Source organism: Staphylococcus sp. HMSC072B07 (assembly GCF_001815505.1).
GTDB classification, from domain to species: domain Bacteria; phylum Bacillota; class Bacilli; order Staphylococcales; family Staphylococcaceae; genus Staphylococcus; species Staphylococcus simulans.
On record NZ_KV820921.1, the window covers coordinates 1 to 20,679 of the forward strand.

The following is a 20,679-nucleotide window of genomic DNA, read 5'->3' on the forward strand; positions in this document are numbered from 1 at the left end:
TCCACAACACTGACACAACAATCGGTAAACAAATCTTTGATAAACACGGCTTAAAAGAAATGGAAGTTACAGATGAAGTCTTCGAAGGCAAACACTCTGTTGTATTCCAAGAAGCTGAAAACCGTATGCACACTATCAAAGCTGTGATGGTTGCGACTCTAGGAGATATTGGATAAGGAGGACACAAAGTATGGCTAAAATCGTAGTAGCATTAGGAGGAAATGCCTTAGGCAATTCCCCACAAGAACAATTAAAGCTAGTGGAAAACACATCAAAATCACTTGTAGCATTGATTCAAAAAGGCCACGAAGTAGTCATCAGTCACGGCAACGGTCCGCAAGTCGGCAGTATCAACCTAGGATTAAACTTTGCGGCAGAACATGATCAAGGTCCAGCCTTCCCATTCCCAGAATGTGGTGCAATGAGTCAGGCGTACATTGGTTATCAACTACAACAAAGTTTACAAAACGAACTACACAATTTAGATATTAAGAAACCTGTTGTGACTTTAGTCACACAAACAGTGGTTTCTAAAGAAGACCCAGCATTTGAAAATCCAACAAAACCAATTGGTAAATTCTATGACAAAGATTTAGCAGATACAATTGCTAAAGAACGTAAATACACATTCGTAGAAGATTCTGGTCGTGGCTACCGTCGTGTAGTCCCTTCTCCACAGCCAATTGAAATTGTTGAGCTACCAAGTATTGAAGATTTAATCAATAACGGATCACTCGTTATTGCTGGTGGTGGCGGCGGTATCCCTGTTGTTAAAGACGACCGCGGCGACTTACACGGTGTAGACGCAGTAATCGACAAAGATAAATCAAGTGCGATTCTTGCGGCACACATCAAATCTGATAAGTTAATCATTTTAACTGCAGTCGATTATATCTTCATCAACTTCGGTAAAGAAAACGAAGAAAAATTAACTAAAGTCACTACTGCTGATATGGAAAAATATATTGAAGAAGGTCAATTCGCTAAAGGTAGTATGTTACCTAAAGTTGAAGCATCTCTTCAATTCATTGAAAAGAACCCAGAAGGCGAAGTACTCATTACTTCTCTAGAAAATCTAGATGCTGCATTAGAAGGCAAAGTGGGTACAGTGATTACAAAATAATTCGCTATTGATGGTAGGTAATGCTCAATAGATAGTGAATCATGACAGATATATTGATTATAAAAAGTGCCTGAACATGCTTGAACAATCTCACATTTGTTACAACTTGTTCAGGCCTTTTATAAATATTTTGTTACATAATTTATATTCAAGTCCTATCATACACAGAATTTTGAATGAGCGGATCTCGCTGATTCAAAAAAATTTTACGCAAAAATAAAGAGTATTCTTACACTTTAATCTTTGATAACTTTTTTAAGTCCTGCGTTGGATAGCTTTTGAATATAAATTTAACAGCCGAAGAATGTCAAAGTCTATATATCTATCGATAGTCTCTATGACATTTGAAGCTGGAACCAATATATAAATAAAGCGTATGGGCTGAATAAAATGTATCTTGTCTTTTTTATCTGACATTCGAATATGATAACTGCATTTTTGAGATTCCCTTGCTTATAAGGAGATGATTATAATGGATCATGCAAATCAAATGGATGCTGCTAAAGAATCAACAGAGCCCCCTAAAAAGAAGAAAAAATTTAAACTTCGTATGCCTGGTGCCTTTGCCATTTTGTTCATTTTAACAATCGTTGCTGTTATTGCGACATGGCTGATTCCAGCGGGTGCGTATTCTAAATTATCTTATGAACCAGGGTCTGATCAATTAAAAATTGAAAACCCTCATAAAGAAATTAAGAAAGTGCCGGGAACCCAAGAAGAATTAGATAAAATGGGCGTCAAAATCAACATAGAACAGTTTGAATCCGGCGCAATTAATAAACCTATTTCTATCCCAGATACTTACGAAAGATTAAAACAAAATCCAGCAGGACCTGACCAAATTACAAGCGCAATGGTTCACGGAACAATCGAAGCCGTTGATATTATGGTATTCATCTTTGTACTCGGTGGACTGATTGGTGTTGTAAGTGCCAGTGGTTCATTTGAATCTGGATTACTTGCGTTAACGAAAAAGACTAAAGGTCATGAGTTTATGCTCATCTTCATGGTTTCTATCCTGATGGTACTTGGAGGAACCTTGTGTGGTATTGAGGAAGAGGCCGTCGCCTTCTATCCAATACTGGTGCCAATATTCATAGCAATGGGTTATGACTCAATTGTCTGTGTAGGGGCCATATTCTTGGCCAGTTCCGTCGGAACAACCTTCTCAACAATTAACCCATTCTCAGTAGTTATCGCCTCTAACGCTGCAGGTATTGCCTTCACTGAAGGGCTATATTGGCGTATCGCAGGTTGTATCATTGGTGCAATCTTTGTTATTGGTTATTTATATTGGTATACACAAAAAATCAAAAAGAATCCAAAAGCTTCTTACTCTTATGAAGACCGTGAGAAATTCAATGAACAATGGTCTGTTATGGGTAAAGATGCACATGCGGATCAATTCACTTGGCGTAAGAAAATCATTTTAATCTTGTTCGTTATCCCATTCCCACTTATGGTTTGGGGTGTAATGACTCAAGGTTGGTGGTTCCCAGTCATGGCCGCAATGTTCTTATCTGTAACGATTATTATCATGTTCATTGCAGGTATGGGTAAACAAGGATTAGGAGAAAAAGGAACAGTCGATGCCTTTATTAATGGTGCTTCTAGTTTAGTAGGTGTATCATTAATCATCGGTTTAGCGCGTGGTATTAACTTAGTTATGAATGAAGGATTAATTTCAGATACAATCTTGAAATTCTCATCTGACATCGTATCTCATGTGAGTGGTCCGATATTCATTATTATCTTATTGATTATCTTCTTCTTCCTAGGATTTATCGTACCATCATCTTCTGGTCTAGCAGTACTGTCTATGCCAATTTTCGCACCGCTAGCAGATACTGTTGGTATTCCAAGATTTGTTATTGTAACTGCTTATCAATTCGGACAATATGCAATGTTATTCTTAGCACCTACAGGACTTGTAATGGCAACATTACAAATGTTGGATATGAGATACTCACACTGGTTCCGATTCGTATGGCCAGTTGTAGTATTCGTACTTGTATTCGGTGGTGCAATGTTAGTAACACAAGTATTAATCTACTCATAATTAAAACAAAATTAAATAGGTATTCTGAAGCAGAGATCTGAATAGGTCTCTGCTTTTACATTTATAATAGGAAGAAACTCATGATTTTTTAGTAAAACAGTAAAATTAGTGTACCTATCCAGTAAAAAAAGTGATAGTGACTGGATCGCTGAACAAGTAATATTTTATTACATTGACGAATAACAAATTTATGTATAAATAAAAGAGGCTCATCGTAAACAATTACGATAAGCCTCCACACTTATGAATGATAAAAAGTTATTAAATCTAATGATTTTTACGATACGCATCCAACATATCTTAAAAAATTCTACTTAATTTTAAAGCTTTGGTTTAAACCGCTGCAGTAATTCTCTTTTTCTCATACTGCATCAATTTAAACCCACCTATATGGTGTTTAATAATAATAGGGACACTAACTTTTTTACGCATCCTATTTGTGACGATTTCTCTCTCTATGTCTCAAATAAAAATTCATTTTCTTTTTCTCTCGAATTTTGTATTACAAATTTTCTATATCTCATTGTGATACGAACTTGTAAATAATAGTTGTATCCTTAAAGAAGGAGTGAATTTCTAATACCGATGTTTGTCTAACTGGATTTCTAACCAGAAATAATATAACCGTTATGCGAAAGATTGCCTTTCGTTAGTTATTTTTTACCAGCTACAAACCTAATCGGTCAGGTCAATTGAATTACTGTGCTGTTAAACCTTCATGAAGTTCGATCTCTATTTATGAACTCAGCAATTCAATCTTGCACAGTACGCGCACCTTTCACAACTGCAAATACAAATTGGACTTTGGCCTGTTTTTCTCTCAATTTGTATCAAAGTTGGATTCCTTTTTTGAGAGGTGTTTGTCTTGTGCATGGCTAAATATTAGCATCATGTTTTTTGATAGTCAAGAAAAACCTTAAAATTTTTATAGATTTTTTTACAATCATTACGGTTTCATACAATTTCTTGGTGGTTATCACTATCATAAAGTAAAAAATGTTATTTTTCTAAAACCGCACCACAACAACGATTAAAGTAATTTAGCAATATCAAAAAAATCTTGAATTTGTGTTTTTCGAGTTTTAGTGTTAAAAAAACCTTTGTGGTTTACGATAATTTTTTCGCTATATATGAAGTGAAATATTATCGTGATTTTTTTAATAAAAGTTCTTTACTTATCAAAAGTTATCCTATATACTTTTTCTTGTCTTCAAAGCAAGACAAAGATGCTGTCATTTTCTTTTTTGTTTTGAAGCGCAACTTTTAAATTCACAACTTGATGACCCGCCCTTTTTGGGCGGTTTTTTGTTTCTAACAAAGCAAAAAGGCCAGACCATAAAGATAACTTTTTGATCTAGCCCAATCAGAATAGAATGTCTAGTCTCATGCTAGAAAACGGTTATGTAGCTTCTTGGAAAGACTACATGCTAAAATCTTAGCACTCCCCTATTTCTATTGTCAATCAAATATTTTAAATTTTAAATGAATGTAACCACGCTTTAATTTCTTATAAAAACATACATATTCTTATTGCTTGCAATATATTCAATTAATCAAAAGAATGGTTAGCTTCTCATTGAATACATCAATCGTTTTAAAATCATATTAAGCAGCTATTTAAAGGCATTCAAACATTCTCTCTGTTTATATTCTAAGTCCTTTTTCATTGTTTGAAATTCAGTATTATCAAACTGTTTTATTATTTTATCGAAAAAGGTGTTTACAAAAATTAAAAAGCACTTTATAATTCAACTATCTCATTACCTCTCTTTGAGGTACATCACTTAAATATAACGCTATATCCAACTCACTTTATTTCATAGCGTTCAATACCATTTCCTCTTACGTTAATAGCACATTATTTTCCCTTTAGTCGACAATCGACATTGTAGTTTTATTTTCAAGTAATACTCTAATTGATTCACAAACTAACTGAACAACTTAGAAACACGCAATTGATACATAACACAACTCAATCTTGTTTAAGATTATCGCAGTTATTTCCAAACCATATTAATTCTAGACATCAGAGAAAGGAAATTTTAATATGCCATATTTTATCCAATACATACTCCCATTACATGAATTTACAAGTATCACAATTTATAACTTCAATCTTTACTTCCCACTGACAGGTGCGCGCTTATGAATGAGCTCTCCATGACTATAAATTAATTTATTTTCAATTTAGCTTACACATTATTAATTCAATGACATCCAGACAGGAGAATATTTTCATGACTCAATTTCATAAAGAACTGCACATGACCTATCCTATTTCAAACTTAGTTTCTGAAATCAAAGAAAGCAACATGGATATTGATTCAAAGAAAGAGTTGATTTCTTTAACACAACATCTTCATCATGAATATCCACTCAACGTAGTAAAAATATTACGTGACAATTATATCCCTATCTCAAACTTAACTACTGAGGCTTACCAACAAGGTTATCGTCTTAAAATGGGGCAACTGGATATCAACTTTCCTAAACGTCTGTTCACTGAATTCGAACCTTCTGTTGTCTTAAGTTATGCATTACCTGAAGCAGCGATGTGTATTTCATTGCTGGAAAATCATGTTCATGGTTTAACACAAGGTTCAATTCATAATGCGCTCTATTATTTTTGGGGACACTCCATCACTGAATCTCACATCTCTCATTTAAAAAGTGTATTGAGTCTTAAAACAAATACATGGCGCAAACGTTTGCTTGATCGTACTCACTATCACTTTATTCATGCGCATGCCCTTCAACTCCCTGTATTTGACGGTGCACATATTGACTTTGCGAAACTCTATACAATCACTGGCATCAATGAATATGGATATAGAGATATTTTAACTTTGACTGTTTCTTTTGAAGAAGAAAATGTGGTTTGGACACAACTCTTCAATGAATTGAAAAATCGTGGGATGAATCCGCCTTTAATGATTTCAGCTGACCTATCACCTGCTTTAATGAAAATATGTTCAAAACATTTTCCAACGATGAAATATCAAGTATGTTCTAGATCTATGAGAATTGCGTTGAATGAAGCTTTTGAACGTGTCTTAAATACTGATGACTATGCTGAACCACCAAAAGACGTTGCGAAACAAGCACGTCAACTGGTAGCTACACTATTCGAGCCTAATACTGAATATCAAGTCAATGTAGAAATCAAAAAAGAATTAGTAAAAATAACGAAAGACTATCCAAGTTTTGAGGAAGGTATAAATTTATTAAATCAATACTTTGAAAGCTGCTTTACGTATCTGACAATACCTGTCGCACCTAACTACAACTATGTACTGACAAGTAATAGCGCAGAACGTATCAATAAAGAAGTTAAAAAAAATGAGTGAATGCCCTTATGTTTATGCGAGCCCAGAATCAGCAGAGCTGGCGATTTCTTGTTTTATGAAACACTTGGAGTTCAACAACTTCTTTAAACGTATAAAACTTAAAAACAGAGAGCTCTATTAAATAATTAAAGGACTGCGCTAAGCAGTCCTCACATGTTATAACTCTGTATATTTTTTATTTGACTCTTTAGCTTTCTCTACTGGATACTTAATCGCATTTTTCTTCAACTTTTCGCGGATAATATCATCAATATTCATCTCTAAGTTATCCGCAATCATGTAGCTGTATATCAAGACATCTGCCAACTCTTCAGCGATACGCTCACGCTTTGTCTCGTTGACTTCTTCAGGCTGTTTCCACTGATACAGTTCTAAAAGTTCAGATGCTTCAAGCGATAAAGAAATTGCGAGATCTTTTTCATTATGATAAGGTCTCCAGTTTCTCGCATTACGAAAATCATTAATTTCTTGGATGAGTTGTTCTGTATTATTCATGGTTTATACCTCCATTAGCGGCACGTTTAAGTTCATTTTGCAAAGCTTCATCTACTGCGTAAATATATAAGCCGTTGACGCCGCGTGTTAATAAGACGTTTAATTCATTCTTAAGCAATTCTTCTGTGAATTTAGCTTTTGTGTTATCTGAGAGTGTTCTATTTCTAGTTGCTTTTTGATTATAACTCTCTGAACCGTCAAAAATAATTTTACCATCTCTAAATTTAACAGATGGACCAATAATCACACCTGCATAATTTAAATCGAAGCCTTGTACGGTAAATGTTGAACCTACTTCATCAATAGTTTGACTTTGTTCAGGCCAAGATAAAGATTTTTCTCGTTTACTAACTTTGAGTTGACTGTTCCAAGGCATGCTCCATTCACCAATGCGTACACGCCAATAATCCGCTTCTTCAGGTGCTTTACTATTATACTTCCAGTCATACGTTGCGAGTAAACGTGAAATACCAGAGTCTTGAGATTGAGCTTTATTTCGTATTGCTTGTTCTAGCTGCTTAGGTTGATCAAATATTTTAATATCATACTTATCATCTTCAGGAATATTATCAATGGTTTGTTTATCTATGAGGCGACGAATCCAATCTACAGTATCTTCATTACTATTGATGCGCATTTGATTATTAAGATGTATGTGATTGTTATTTTCTTTAGTTTCTGACACCAATTTTTCTAACTGGTCTGCTTCTATCACTTGTTCAGTACTTAAGATTTGGTTTCTATCAAATACCGCAATAACTACTTTTGCTCGGGCAATTAAATCTTTCAGTTGGTTTTGTCCACGGTAAGATTGCTTACCTTGTGTCCATAATAAGTGCGCTTCATCTACAATGATTACATCTACTTTATCCTCAGTACTGCGCTGATTAATAAAGCTGGTAGGTTTGTTTACTATCGCTTGTTTTTTATTCTTTGGATCATACAACCCTAATTTCTTCGCAATTTCTTGATAAACTTTTAATTGTTCATCATGATTGACTAACAAATACACACTTAAAGGCTGGTTATCATTTTCTTCTAACAACGTTCGTTTTAAATCAAAGAACAAACTGCTCATTAATACGGTTTTACCTGAACCCGCTTCACCTTCTACCAACACCAGCTGTTCTTCTAAGTTATTATGTAACGCTACTTTTATCTTACCCGTTATCGCTTCTTTAGCTTTATTTTGTTCCTGAGTCAATTTATGAAACGGGGAAGCTTTGAATATCGCTGAATCTCTAATAATACTTTCTACTGGGAACAAAATATTATTCTCTTTATTCAACTTCTTCCAAATATCCGTAAAGATATCATCTAATTGATCAGCTGTATAATAATCGTTTTGTTGGTTTGCTCTCTTATTATAGATGTATTCAATACTATCAACACTTGATAAATACTGCATCAAACGATTCTCCACATCTAACGTTAGAGATTTATTGAAATAGCGATGACCAATCACATACATAGTCGACGTTAACGACAACGAAAAATCTGCCCAATAAGGTACTGTCTTCGCATCCGTCAATAAATGCTGAGAAGTACGCTCCTTAATATCAGCTGTCTCCCCTACATACACCTTAAAACCCTTTTGCTTATCATCATTAATGATATAAACCGTAGGATACTTCAACAGATACTTCGAATCCTCAGAGCCTTCCCATACGTCCACAAAATGATTTAAATCCTCCATTGAATACTTTATTTGTTTAATTATCGGCTTTCTTTTCCTATTCATTTTAATCACCTAATACACCATTAATATTGTAGTAATAAAATACTACACACCCGTTTAAGATAATTATAAGTGTCAGTGAATAGGAAAACAATAAAACCACCATACGATTCAGCTTCCAAAATACATTTATACACAATGTATTTTTCTTTCATGTTCTTTTAATACCGTTCTCTTTAATTTTAGCCTTTATATACTGATTCTCATTTTATAAACAGTAATTACATATCAGTTGTAATTTTTAATCGATGAATGCTTCTAACTTTAATACTAATCATTGATTTATCACAAATTGCTACTCAATATTCCTGTAAATTTTTTAGAGTTGCACATATTTATTTGAATATTTAGAAAATATTAAGTAAAATGAGAATAAACTAAGTAAGCGCTTACATAGTGAATGTTTACTTGTTTCCATCTTTTATATTAAGGGGGCGATAATTTGAAACAATATGACTTAGTTGTTATTGGCGCTGGCCCTGGTGGTTATGTTTCTGCTATTCGAGCAGCACAATTAGGTTTAAAAGTAGCTATCGTTGAAAAACAGTATTTTGGGGGAACCTGTTTAAACGTTGGCTGTATACCATCCAAATTATTATTAGAATATGGTAAAAAAGTTCAAAACATTAACATTGCTGACTCTTGGGGAATACACACTGAAAATTTAGACATAGATTATTCTAAATTGCTCTCTAGATCGAAGACAGTAATTTCTCAATTAACTGGCGGTGTTGAGCATTTACTTAAACAAAACAAAGTTGATCAGATTAAGGGTGAAGCAATTGTAAACGAAGACTTAACCATTAAAGTTGATCAGCAAACCATCAAGGCTAAAGACATTATTCTTGCAACTGGCAGTACTCCATTCGTTCCTCCTATCCCTGGACTAAAAGAAACAAACTATCACACTACAGACACTATCTTCAAAATCGAAAAACTACCAAAGCAATTAGCAGTAATTGGTGGTGGCGTTATTGCTACAGAAATCGCATCATCAATGGCTGACTTAGGTGTTAAAGTGACAATTATAGAAGTCGCTGATGATATCTTACTCACTGAAACTAAAGAAATCCGCTCCGTATTAAAAGAACATTTAGATTCTCAAGACATTACAATTTTAACGCAATGCACAATTGATAAGGTTACCCAAGATCATATCCAATTAAAAGATCAAAAAGATATTAACTTTGATACCCTGCTTGTCGCGACTGGCAGAAAACCGAACCTTCAAGTCATTAATGAACTCAATATCGAAAAAGATGAAAAATCATTTTTAAAGGTTGATACAAATTATCAAACTAACATCCCACACATTTATGCCGTTGGAGATTTAGTAAATAGTTATCAGCTTGCTCATGCTGCGGGTGCTGAAGGAATCGTGGCAACAGAAAGTATTGCTGGTTTAAAACCTAAAGCAATTCAAAATGAAATGATTCCACGTTGTATCTATACGCGTGTGGAAGCCGCTTCAGTAGGTTTATCTCAAGAACAAGCAGAAGAACAAGGTTATAAAGTTAAAACAGTCGAAGCTCAATTCCAAAGTAATGCTAAAGCTTTGATTGAGGGAGAGACAGATGGTTTTATTCAACTCGTTATTGATACTCAATATAGTGAAATATTAGGTGATTTTATTACCGGGCCTAATGCTACTGAGTTAATTGGTGAACTGCTAGGTGTAAAAGTATCTGAAGGAACAATAGAAGAATTATCGCAAGTGATTCAACCTCACCCTTCTCTTTTAGAAGTAATGGGAGAATCTGCAGATAGTTATCTAAATAAAGCAATTCATAAATAGCTATTTTTAAGGGGGAATTAGTTATGAATAAAGAAGAAGCACGCTGGATCTATAAAACAATGAATGAAATCCGTGAATTTGAAGACAAAGTACATGAGATATTTGGCAAAGGAGAAATCCCTGGATTCGTGCATCTATACGTTGGCGAAGAAGGTGTCGCAACGGGTGTAATGGCTTTATTAGAAGATGATGACTATATCACGAGTACACACCGAGGACACGGACATGCTATTGCTAAAGGTTGCGACTTAAACGGTATGATGGCTGAAATCATGGGTAAACGAGACGGCTTAGGCCATGGTAAAGGTGGCTCAATGCACGTGGCAGAAATAGATAAAGGTATGCTCGGTGCCAATGGTATTGTAAGTGGCGGTTTCGGCTTAGCAACTGGTGCTGGTATTTCTTTAAGAAACCAAGGCAAAAATAATGTTGCTGTATGCTTCTTTGGAGATGGTGCAGCAAACGAAGGAAACTTCCATGAAGGCTTAAACTTCGCTTCGATTTTAAACCTGCCTGTTATCTTCGTTTGTGAAAACAACCAATTTGGTGAAGGTACTACACATAAATATGCAAGTGCATCAGAAACAATTGCTGAGAGAGCTTCAGCTTATAACATGCCTGGTGTTTATGTAGATGGAATGAATGTAGTAGAAGTATATGATGCAGCAAAAGAAGCTATCGAACGTGCTAAAAATGGCGAAGGTCCTACGCTTATAGAGTGTGATACTTATCGTAAGTATGGACACTTTGAAGGCGATGAACAAAAAGTAAAATCAAAAGAAGACCGAAATGCTGATCGTAATCCAACTGAAGAATTCCGAAAATATGCCATTGAAAATGACTTGTTAACTGAAGATGAAGCAAATGAAATTGAAACAGCTGCGAAAAAAGCTGTAGAAGATGCAGTAGAATTTGGTGAAAATAGTGAATTACCAGATTTAGATTCTTTATATAAAGATGTATTTGCATAAGCTTAAAGGGGGAACTGACAATGGGAGAAGAACGTAAAATCACATTTATGAAAGCCGTAAACGAAGCAATGGATATTGCGATGGAACAAGACGAAAACGTTATATTAATTGGTACTGATGTAGCCGGCGGTGCAGATGTAGATCACTTACAAGATGATGATTCATTCGGCGGTGTATTCGGTGTTACAAAGGGATTAGTTAAAAAATATGGACGTAATCGCGTGATCGATACACCTATCGCTGAACATATTACTTTAAGTTCCGCAGTCGGTGCTGCTGCAACAGGCTTAAGACCTGTGGCAGAATTAATGTTCAATGATTTTATCGGGTTTGGACTTGATCCTATTTTAAACCAAGGTGCAAAAATGAGATATATGTTTGGCGGTAAAGCCAAGATTCCAATGGTAGTTAGAACTGTCCATGGTGCTGGCGCTGGTGCCGCTGCGCAACACTCACAAACACTATATAATATTTTTGCTAGTATTCCTGGTGTTAAAGTAGTAGTCCCTTCTAATCCATATGATGCTAAAGGATTACTTTTAGCAGCGATTAAAGACGATAATTTAGTTGTTTACTCAGAAGACAAGACATTACTAAGTATGAAAGGTGACGTCCCTGAAGGAGACTATATTGTTGAAATCGGAAAAGCTAATGTCGTACAAGAAGGCGATGACTTAACAATTGTAGCAATAGGAAAAATGGTACAGACCGCTTTAGACACTGCTGAAAAGTTATCTGAAGATAATATTTCAACTGAAGTCATCGACTTACGCTCAATTTCTCCATGGGATAAAGAAGCGGTATTAGAATCAGTAAAGAAAACAGGTCGTTTGATTGTGATAGATGAATCTAATCCTCAATGTAATATAGCTGGAGATGTCGCTTCAGTAATTGGTGATATTGGATTCGATTACTTAGATGGACCTATTAAAAAAGTTACTGCTCCAGATACACCTGTACCTTTCGCTCAAAACTTAGAACAAGCATACATTCCAAGTGTAGAAAAAGTATTAGATGTAGCTGATGAACTAATTGCTGATTTAAAGAAAGTAAAATCTTAAGTTAAGGGGGTGGATAAAATGAGCACAAATATTATGATGCCTAAACTAGGCATGACAATGAAAGAAGGAACTGTTGAAGAATGGCATGTACAAGAAGGTGATTCAGTAAATAAAGGTGACATTATCGTTTCAATCAGTTCAGAAAAATTAACACAAGATGTTGAAGCCCCTGCTGACGGAACTATTATAAAAATCACTACTCAAGCTGGTGAAGAAGCGAAAGTCAAAACACCTATTGGGGTTATAGGAGAAAGTGGAGAGACTGTTGAAGAAAATGAGCAAGAAAACAGTTCAGAAAAAGATGAAACTTCTGAAGAAAAAGATGTGAATTCAAATGATACTAACGAGTCTCCATCTCCTAAAGAAGTTAGTGCTACTCAGAATAAAGGAGAACGTATATTCATTTCTCCTCTGGCACGCAATATGGCAGATAAAAACAATTTAGATATCTCTCGTATCGAAGGCACAGGCGGAAATGGAAGAATTACCAAACTTGATATACAGCGTGTTCTTGAAAATGGATTAGATAAAGAGAGTCAAGATACGACTGATACACCTTCTGCTGCTTCTGTTCCATCTTCTACTGCAGGAGAAGGATTAAATCCAATACGTAAACGTATTGCTCAAAATATGCGTCAGAGTCTCGAACAAACAGCACAACTTACTCTGCACCGTAAAGTTAATGCTGATCCATTATTATCATTTAAAGAAAAATTAGCTACAGAGTTAAGTAATGCTGGACAAGATGTGAAGTTATCTATCACAGCATTGCTCGCTAAGGCTGTAGTATTATCACTAAAAGAGTATAAAAAAATTAATGTCCGCTATGAAAATGGTGAGCTTCAAGAATTTGATGAAGTACATTTAGGTATTGCGACATCATTAGATGATGGACTGATGGTACCTGTGATTAAAGAAGCGGATAGTAAAAGCATCGGGGCATTAGCAAATGAAATTAAAGATTCTGCAGAAAAAGTACGTAATGGTGAAACTAATGATGTTGTCTTATCTGGTGCTACATTTACGATCACTAATATGGGTACAAGTGAGATTGAGTACTTTACTCCAATTTTAAATGTGGGTGAAGCGGGCATCCTAGGTGTTGGTGCTATGCAATCAGAAGTTGTTATACAGGATGGCAATGTAAAGCAAATTCAACGTTTACCACTCAGTCTAACATTTGATCACCAGTTATTAGATGGTGCTGATGCTGCAGAGTACTTAAAAGTGTTAGCAAGATATGTGGAGAATCCTTATTTATTAATATTATAATTATAAAGAACCAGGTCTGTGTATGAAATCAACAGACCTGGTTTTTTCATTTTTATGTTATATATTATCTCTCTTCTAATGGAGTAATATCTAATACTTCTGTAACTTTTTTTAATTCATCATTAACCATTGCATAGCCATTAACCATACATTGTCCCTTACTTAAAGAAGATAATTGATTTTCAATTCTTAATCTTGAATTTTTATCTGTGGCAATTGTTCTACTTACATTAGTTATTTGATCTTCTGGAGGGGCAAAGTGAATTTGTAAAGCTGCATTATAAAGTGCTGCAGTATCTCCACCAGAATTCTTTATAGAATTAATGGACTGAGTAGCTAACCAGGATGACCAACCGAATTTACGGCCTTCCTTTAGAATCTTAGTTGTAGGTGAAGATTCTTTATGGTTGAGGTTCTGCATTTCATCTAATAACACTGGTATAGGAGAGTTTTTATCCCCTTCTCTTTCTGTAAAGTTGTATAGATCCCATAATAAAAATTCTGTAATAATTTTCTGTATTTCTGGGGTATATCCTTTTAATTGGAATATATTAACATCTCCGCTGTTTCCAAATACATCCTTCCAGTTAAATGAATTGTTTTCATATGCAAATGGATCCTTGTTCAATAAGTTACTTATTCTACCTTGTAAATTTAACGATTGAGCAGTATCTTCATCTATCAATCTTTGTTTTATAATTCCAAAAGTAAGTTTTTCATCAAAAGTACTTAGACCACTTCTAATATGTTCTTTCAATAAACTGCTTTGTTGAATACCTAAGCTAAAAACAAAATCAATGATTTGAACGACTCTATCTGCAATATCTTCATTTGTTTCTTCTATCAAAAATCCTCCCAAATCAATGTTATTTCTCTTAAACGGATTGATAGGCAATTTATCTTTGAAAATATATTCGATTTTAAGCTGATCTTGCAGTCTTTTTTTAAATTCATCTTCTAATTGTGTCTCTAAGAACCCATCTGTATAATCGACTACTAAACTATCAATATGATTTTTTGACATTTCATACAACAGACATTGCATAAAATAAGTTTTACCTTGCCCTGATTTTCCACTAATTAGTAAATGACGATTAGGCAAGCCTTTATTGCCATATTCCCAATATAGCTTTTCAACACTTCCATGTATATTGCCTAACAGAATCCTTTTTCCTTCAACTTTATTTTCAACTTTGAAATCACCACTTTTCGATTCAAAGACATTAGTATCCTCAGGAGGAGTAATGATAGGTGGAGCATCCTCTGATACAGGAACCTCAGTTGGAGTGTCATCTGTATTCGAATTACTATTCGGTTCAACTTCAATTGTTAGAGGTTTGTTGTTGTCTTCACCATTATCTTTACCTGTATCTTTTTCCGAATCAATGTCTATATTGCTTAGTTTCAATCCTTTTTTGCCACTCTGTATTTCATTTTTCAAATCTTCGTAACTTTTTTCAGCATCTATATAGGCATCATATTCAGTCAAATGAAGTTCAGCAATATTATTATCTAATTGCTTAGTAATTTTCCTATAACTGTTACCTTCAGTGAAAAATACTGAAATCCCTTTTGCTGTAGATATATTAAAATTATTACTAAATTTAATTTTATTGTTTAATACATCTGTCTTACTTTCCAATACTTTGACTTTCTTTTCATCTTGAATTACACCATTATCAATAAATTTTTTCAAGTTCCCAAAGTATATATTGGCGAAGAAATATCTATAATAATCTCTAGTAAATGAAATATCATCATCATTTATTAGATGCTTATTAAGTACCTTATATAATTCCGAAACTTGCAATGAAGCTTTATTTAACACTGATGAGTCATTTATTCCTACTTTAACCTCAGCAGGTAATAGATAAAATACTCCTTCATTATTTTCGTCTAACTCAAATCCAACAAATAATAAATCATCAGAAATAGACCCTTTATGTTTTAATTCTTTTGCTGAGAAAATATCCGTACTCGCATCTAGACCTTGCTGTCTACTTACTCTTATAATTTCTTCTAATGATACTGGAATCCAAGTAATGTCACTTCTCTCAAGTAAAGCAAGTATTGTTTTGTATGCAGCAATTATGCTTAGTTTTTCTCTTACCTTATTATCTACTTCAAGACTTCTACTACTTCTTGTACCTATAATGGATAATAACCATTCTCCGTTCAAGATATTAAATGAGCGAATTATAGATTCCATATTTTCAGGTTGGAAATTTACATTCACTTTATTTAAAAATTCTTTTAACACATTTTCATATTGAGATGTGTTGTTAGTCACAGTGATGGACTCATAATTAAATGATGAGGTTTGGTCATTATAATGAATAACATAAAGATCTTGTTCATTATCATTGAAATAAGACAAATCTACTGACGGGTCAATAAATGTTACCCAGTTTGAATTATCAAATATTGGTTGCAGGTTTTGTTCCGATAAACTAATTACATTATTAGCTATAACTTCATTCTTTTTATATGGATTTAGACGTCTATTTTGATTATTAGAAATAAAACTATTCCATATTTTCGCACTATTAACGAGAGTATTATGAGATGTCAGACCCTTTACACCAAAACCAGATACGAAGCTATTTCCCATTTTCGTATAAGTTAGATCAGAAAGTAACCCATCATGAGCAATAGAACAGTTTAATTTGTTAAAGTCATTAACACTGAACTGAGGTTTCTGATCAAAGTTTAAAAATGTGATATGAAATAGATTGTCACTATGGTTAAAGTATATGTTGATTTTATCTTTCAATGTTTTTATAACATCTTCTTCTTCATTATTGTTTTTCAATTTGTTTGGAACTTTAACTCCAAGCATTTCTGTTAGTTCCTTATAACTTTTCAAATTATAAAACTCTTCGAATACTGGACTTTCAATCTCATTATCAGCTTTATCTAAGAAGATGTTAATTGGATTGATTAAACTTATATAACGGTTGTTCGTGAAGTCATTTAAAATATATTCACAAACACCTTTTAATACCATCTTATAATCTTCTATATCAACAAATCTTGTATTTAGTGAAAACTCATCGCTAATGCTAAACAAATATTTGAAATGCTTTTTAAAATCAGACAGTCTAGATTTTATTATATTACTTAATTTTTCAGCATTCGCCTTATTTTTTGAAGTATAGGGTTTGAAAATAATACCTCTTGGATAATAATCTTCATAATTTGAGAAATAATATTGATCCTCTTCTACAAAATATGGCAAAAGACCAGCAGAATTAAATTTTCTTAAAATCTTTTCTGGTATTTTACTATCTTTAATCATTTTGGTTTTTTGAATTTCATATCTTAAAACCAATGGGTGTAAAGGCGTAAGATATAAAATACTATCTCCTTTAATAACACCTACTTCATGAATATTTTGAGTGTAAATATCATCTACCTTTTCATTATCTTTTAATTCATTCAATTCTTGCTCAAACAAAGCACAATATTCTTCTGCTTTCTCTAAAAGACTACCTTCTAGATACATTAAACTTGGTAAAGTGTTGTACCTTTTTATTTCTGCTAATAGATCATCATAGACTTCAGTTAGTGCTGGTTTTAATTCTATCCTATCTCCGTAAAAATTATCATCGATGATTTTCCCGCACATATAATCATTGTTCATCATGTTTTCTTCAAAATTTAATAAATCTTTAAATGTAGTGTATAGGTGGTATTCTTCGTTACCTTGTATTACCTTTTTGTTTTGATTTTCTATTGATAATTTTTTATCATATAATTTCTTCATCAAAGCAAAACCAGATATAGGGGCTAATTTTTTAGAAATTTCACTTAATGTCAATTTATAATAAACTTCATTAATATTTAAAGTTATATAAATATTAGCTTCGTCTTCCGCAATCAAATTATTGAATTTAAATTTATTTTCAGATTGTATATCAAAAGTTTGACCATTCTCTCTAACAGTCACTTCTCTTGGTGGCTGATTGTTTATTAAAAGTTCATTTTCTATATCTTTCACTGATATTTCTACCATTTTTGTCTTTGAATCATACTTCAAAGAGTAATCAGTCTTTAAATTTTCAATCAATTCACTACTAAAATTAACAACTAATATCCTGAATTTGAAAGTTAAAGAATTATTATTATTGTGTTTGTAACTAAATTCAAAATAGTGGTCATCATTCTCGTTAAGCTTTGATGTATCAATAATAATATTTTTTCTTTGAGCTTTTATTTCCACTTCTTCTTTTGAATTATTTGTCAAATTTAAATTTTTCATACCTCGTTTAACAATATAATTACTTTCGGGTGGAATATCAAAAGGAAGTTTAACTTTTTCTAAATGTTCACCATTTTTAAAAATAACTATACTTCGTTCTCGTTGTTGAACCTTAGTTTTCCCTTTAGGTTTGTCCCATACTTCTATATTTTTAAATTGTTCTAAAAAATCTTCTTCAAGATAATTCATTTGAATACGTTTTAATTGGTCCATAGCATCTTTACTGTTTTTAACAGTCTCAAAATCCATTTCGTACCAATCATCTTTAGAAAGGGAATTTACTACTTTTTCATTATCAAAATTTTCTTCTAAACCTTCTTTTGGGTTCCCTCTATCGTGGAAATAGTTAACATCATCAAACAACTCTTTATTTTTCTCTAATCTATTCTTTATTTCTTTGTTAGAGAAAGTTCCAATTTGTTTATCTTCAAATAATCCTAGTTGGAAATAGTTTTCTTTGTCTATTTTCCCTTGTTCTATAATGCTAAATACAGCTTCAAAATCCATCAAAGTATACTTAACTAATTCATCGTCAAATGTATTATTGATCACAAATTCCATTACAATTTTTTCATGGTCTTCTAATTGACTCTTTCTATTACTTACTTGCTTTTTTAAATCATTTCTTAAAGTACGAGTGTGAAATGGTGCTCCTTGTTTTGCTAAATCGAAAGCGCCTCCTGTTATACTATCAAGATCTTCACTGATTACAAATATAACTACAGAGTTTTTCCATTCATTCTCCTGTAAGGAAACTTTGTTACGAATAGTAACTAAAAAGTCATTCTTAACCCCTTGTTTTGCAAATACAAAAATAACATTACGATTTTGAATTTCTATTGATTCGGTTGAAAATTGAAATTCTTTACTTTCAAACATTTTTATCTTTTTATTTTCAGTATGATAAATCGCTCTTTGCAGTTTTTCTATTTCAGCTTCATTGTTTAATATAAGGAAATATCTATCTCCTGAGTTCAGAGTACTCTCTTCAAGGAAAGAGATGAGTTTTCCGCTTAAAAAATTATAATATTGGCTTGACATACTTAGCCTCCCCACTATCGCTTTTTTTATCTAAAATATTCATTTTTTCATATAATTCCACTATTTCTTCTTTTGAATATCTATCTAAAAATACTCCTCTTTTTTCAAATTCATTGAACACTTCAGTAACTATCATTTTTTCACTTTTAACAATTAGGGCTGTTAATAAGATAATCAATTCTTTTCTAAGAGTTAGCACTTTTCCTAGTTGTCCTCTTCTTTTCAAGAAATATAGATCTCCTATTTCTTCGATAGATTTAGGAAACCTTGATATTGTCTCATTAGAAACATCATTAACAAGCCAATCTCTAAACATTAAAATTTTGTCGTCTAAATCTTCCGGTATAAATTCTTGTTTTGACATAGATGTTTTGTACATTTCTAGAACTGTTTTTAATTCATCATCTAACTTTTGTCTATCACTGTTATCCATATTTTTTATGTCTTGTAAAGAGTAGAAAGTTTCGTATTCTAACAACTCATTTAAATACCCTATCAAGTTATCATTAGCTAAAATATTTTTATAAATACTTTTTATTAAGTTGAAACCTCTTTTATTCGTTATTCTTGTACTCGTTATCTTTTCTGAATCTAATGTATAGTACAATTCAAACAACTTACTATCATCGACATTAAAGCGATCTATAGTAAGAACCGTCTGCATTAAAAACTGAAAATAATAAAAGGAGAAGAACAAGCTTAAATTTTTTATAGCAAAGTCTTTATGTTCCAAAAGAAATGATAAATCTTCAAATCTTTCTCGAAAAATTTCTTTATTAATTAGTACAAATTGATTATCAGTTTTTTGTTGGGGGATCTTTTCTAATGATTCAATTAGAATATCTTCAACTAAGTTAGATGTAGATCTATCACTTATAAACTTTTTCCAGTTCTCGTCATTACTTAAATCAAAGATTTTCATGATAAATTTTGCAACATCAACTTCTCCCTTTTTTTCATTATTTTCACTGAGAGTATAATAATTTAATAGGAATGGGTGCCTAAAAGACTTTATAGATGATTCATTAAATAAATTTGAAAGAAATTTATGCTTTTCATCTTCTCCCATTTCAAAACCATCTAATAATTGAACACTGTCAACATTTTCCACAATATTATCTATATTATAGTTATCTGTTAAATATACAGGGTCCCAACCTATACTCATTCTTGATAAAGCTCCTATTACAGGTTCAAAACCTTGTGAAAACTTAGCCCTTTCTGGATTTCTTGTAAAAAAGGGCAGTAGTTTGTTTTTGAAATTTCTTTTAAAGTTAGGCTTATCATTAGAGAGTTTTAATTTATTTATTAACTGTGTACTTAAATCTGCCATTATTTTACCTCCTTAATTTCGTATCCTAAAAACCCTTTTTGTACTTGGTATTTTTTGTTATTTTCAATAAGACTTATTATAGTTTTTTCTTTAGACACAGATTCATTAAGAATTTTTTCAACGAATTCAGAAAAGACTATAGAGTCTTTCCAGACCGTAGACAAACTACCGTTATAACTTGAA

12 protein-coding genes and 1 pseudogene are annotated in these 20,679 nt (G+C 32.7%); 8 read left to right on the forward strand and 5 right to left on the reverse strand.

The genetic code is table 11. The features are described 5' to 3' along the window. From HMPREF3031_RS13030 to HMPREF3031_RS09215, 4 genes and pseudogenes are all read left to right on the forward strand, one after another. Positions 1 to 176, forward strand: a pseudogene (locus HMPREF3031_RS13030) (ornithine carbamoyltransferase subunit F); the annotation flags it as partial. Positions 177 to 190: 14 nt separating this feature from the next. Next, entirely contained in the window at positions 191 to 1,123 is a 933-nt protein-coding gene (gene arcC, locus HMPREF3031_RS09205) for a carbamate kinase (protein ID WP_002480072.1), read from the forward strand. Between the two features lie 490 nt (positions 1,124 to 1,613). After that, positions 1,614 to 3,182: a YfcC family protein gene (locus HMPREF3031_RS09210; protein WP_031262850.1), complete on the forward strand. Its 1,569-nt coding sequence runs from the start codon at positions 1,614 to 1,616 to the stop codon at positions 3,180 to 3,182. 2,237 nt (positions 3,183 to 5,419) lie between these two features. Next, positions 5,420 to 6,529, forward strand: coding sequence for a transposase (locus tag HMPREF3031_RS09215; RefSeq protein ID WP_070724838.1), 1,110 nt, complete (start codon positions 5,420 to 5,422; stop codon positions 6,527 to 6,529). A 156-nt stretch (positions 6,530 to 6,685) separates the two neighbouring features. Here HMPREF3031_RS09215 and HMPREF3031_RS09220 read toward each other — a convergent pair whose 3' ends face one another. Further along, positions 6,686 to 7,024 (reverse strand): nucleotide pyrophosphohydrolase, encoded by a 339-nt coding sequence (locus HMPREF3031_RS09220; RefSeq protein ID WP_002480076.1) that lies wholly within the window; start codon positions 7,022 to 7,024, stop codon positions 6,686 to 6,688. Further along, a complete protein-coding gene (locus HMPREF3031_RS09225; RefSeq protein ID WP_037556102.1) occupies positions 7,017 to 8,765 on the reverse strand; it encodes a DUF2075 domain-containing protein in 1,749 nt (582 codons plus the stop codon). Before HMPREF3031_RS09225 ends, HMPREF3031_RS09220 begins: the two co-directional genes overlap by 8 nt. 439 nt (positions 8,766 to 9,204) lie before the next feature. Here HMPREF3031_RS09225 and lpdA point away from each other — a divergent pair, with 439 nt between their 5' ends. Genes lpdA through HMPREF3031_RS09245 form a run of 4 tightly spaced genes read left to right on the forward strand, consistent with a single transcriptional unit; the run spans position 9,205 to position 13,861 of the window. Beyond that, positions 9,205 to 10,557 (forward strand): dihydrolipoyl dehydrogenase, encoded by a 1,353-nt coding sequence (gene lpdA / locus HMPREF3031_RS09230; protein WP_002480078.1) that lies wholly within the window; start codon positions 9,205 to 9,207, stop codon positions 10,555 to 10,557. A gap of 23 nt (positions 10,558 to 10,580) precedes the next feature. After that, the gene (locus HMPREF3031_RS09235) at positions 10,581 to 11,528 is read left to right on the forward strand and encodes a thiamine pyrophosphate-dependent dehydrogenase E1 component subunit alpha (protein WP_002480079.1); all 948 of its coding nucleotides are present in this window, start codon (positions 10,581 to 10,583) and stop codon (positions 11,526 to 11,528) included. 20 nt (positions 11,529 to 11,548) lie between these two features. Next, the gene (locus HMPREF3031_RS09240; RefSeq protein WP_002480080.1) at positions 11,549 to 12,589 is read left to right on the forward strand and encodes an alpha-ketoacid dehydrogenase subunit beta; all 1,041 of its coding nucleotides are present in this window, start codon (positions 11,549 to 11,551) and stop codon (positions 12,587 to 12,589) included. An 18-nt stretch (positions 12,590 to 12,607) separates the two neighbouring features. Further along, positions 12,608 to 13,861, forward strand: a complete 1,254-nt coding sequence (locus tag HMPREF3031_RS09245) for a dihydrolipoamide acetyltransferase family protein (protein WP_070684467.1) — start codon at positions 12,608 to 12,610, stop codon at positions 13,859 to 13,861. A gap of 64 nt (positions 13,862 to 13,925) precedes the next feature. Here the strand turns inward: HMPREF3031_RS09245 and HMPREF3031_RS09250 are convergent, their stop codons facing one another. The 3 genes from HMPREF3031_RS09250 to HMPREF3031_RS13605 form a co-directional block, all read right to left on the reverse strand. Continuing rightward, complete coding sequence (locus HMPREF3031_RS09250) at positions 13,926 to 19,163, reverse strand: helicase HerA domain-containing protein (protein ID WP_070684466.1); 5,238 nt, start codon at positions 19,161 to 19,163, stop codon at positions 13,926 to 13,928. Continuing rightward, positions 19,144 to 20,496, reverse strand: a complete 1,353-nt coding sequence (gene dptG / locus HMPREF3031_RS09255; protein WP_002480084.1) for a DNA phosphorothioation-dependent restriction protein DptG — start codon at positions 20,494 to 20,496, stop codon at positions 19,144 to 19,146. Before dptG ends, HMPREF3031_RS09250 begins: the two co-directional genes overlap by 20 nt. Then, the coding region (locus tag HMPREF3031_RS13605) for a hypothetical protein (RefSeq protein WP_218086518.1) at positions 20,496 to 20,679 on the reverse strand (184 nt) is incomplete at its 5' end. The genes HMPREF3031_RS13605 and dptG, both read right to left, overlap by 1 nt.